Source organism: Flagellimonas alvinocaridis, assembly GCF_004916895.1.
In the GTDB taxonomy this organism is placed as follows: domain Bacteria; phylum Bacteroidota; class Bacteroidia; order Flavobacteriales; family Flavobacteriaceae; genus Flagellimonas; species Flagellimonas alvinocaridis.
Genome location: NZ_SNTZ01000033.1, coordinates 1 through 1,194, shown reverse-complemented (window position 1 = coordinate 1,194; position 1,194 = coordinate 1). Strand labels below are relative to the sequence as shown.

At 47.9% G+C, this 1,194-nt stretch carries 1 rRNA gene; it reads left to right on the top strand.

Annotation, left to right across the window (positions count from 1 at the left end):
* Positions 1-846: 846 nt before the first annotated feature.
* A 23S ribosomal RNA gene (locus tag EZV76_RS17800) occupies positions 847-1,194 on the top strand; the annotation flags it as partial.

The following is a 1,194-nucleotide window of genomic DNA, read 5'->3' as shown; positions in this document are numbered from 1 at the left end:
AGTGACTGTCCGACCCATGGAACGTGGCAGTTATTCCAAAACTACTTTTGTGTCAGGGCTTAATGATGAGTGAAAAGTGTTTGCTGTTCTGCAGTAGACGTTGTTCACGAGTCGTCTCAACACAACCGCTATGTGTCTCCTGGTGGCTATATGCGTCTAGGCTTCTTCTTCTTTGCGGAGAGGAAGTTAGTTGACGATAGTCTTGATGATCGTGGTTCGGTTTCGGCCGAGCCAAGGCGCCAAAAACACATAAGCACCTTTTCATATTTGAATCAGTACACTGATTGCMAAAAGTCTTCACGGACATGCGGTGATTTGTTGTTGAGATTTGCATCTCGATAATACGTACTAGCTTCAGCGATGGATCGGTTGCATCGAGTATCGATGAAGAACGCAGCTTGCTGCGTTACTTACCACGAATTGCAGACGCTTAGAGTKGTGAAAKTTCGAACGCATAGCACCAACTGGGCCTCCAGTTGGTACGTCTGGTTCAGGGTTGTTTAACTCAATGCCTTAGGCTTCTCTTCGGAGAGTCTTCGGCTTGTCGGGCAACATTAGTGAGCTGAGATTCGCGTCTCGGCATACTGATCTTGTCCTAGTCCAGAAGCATCACAAGTCAAGACAGAGCTTCACCGTTCTGTCTTGTAATGTGACGCGCTACTCTTATATCGGAGGAGCTGCCAAATGGCGTCCGACTTGACTCGGCTGATCATCAAGACGTGTTTAACTGCGTGTCTTATGATGTGAAGCTACTGCATCTATGTCAGAATGTGTCGTCGCTCCTTTCGAATACTGGGATTCGTCTAGTCTCGTGTGTGTGTTGATATCGAATTAATTTTCGATTGATGCGGCGCTGAGAAGAGAGACGGTGCGTGTCTTGCTAATCTCAACCTGAACTCAGTCGTGATTACCCGCTGAACTTAAGCATATCATTTAGCGGAGGAAAAGAAACTAAAAAGGATTCCCTTAGTAACGGCGAGTGAAACGGGAAGAGCCCAGCGCCGAATCGATCAGTCTTTGGCTGCTTCGAAATGTGGYGTATAGGTGTAAGTTTCCAGCAGTGTCGTATGTCCGAAGTCYTTACGATTGAGGCCATAAACCAGAGAGGGTGCGAGCCCCGTTCTGGATAGCGGCACTGTTGGTTCGCTTGCTCCTTGGAGTCGGGTTGCTTGAAAGTGCAGCCTAAAGTGGGTG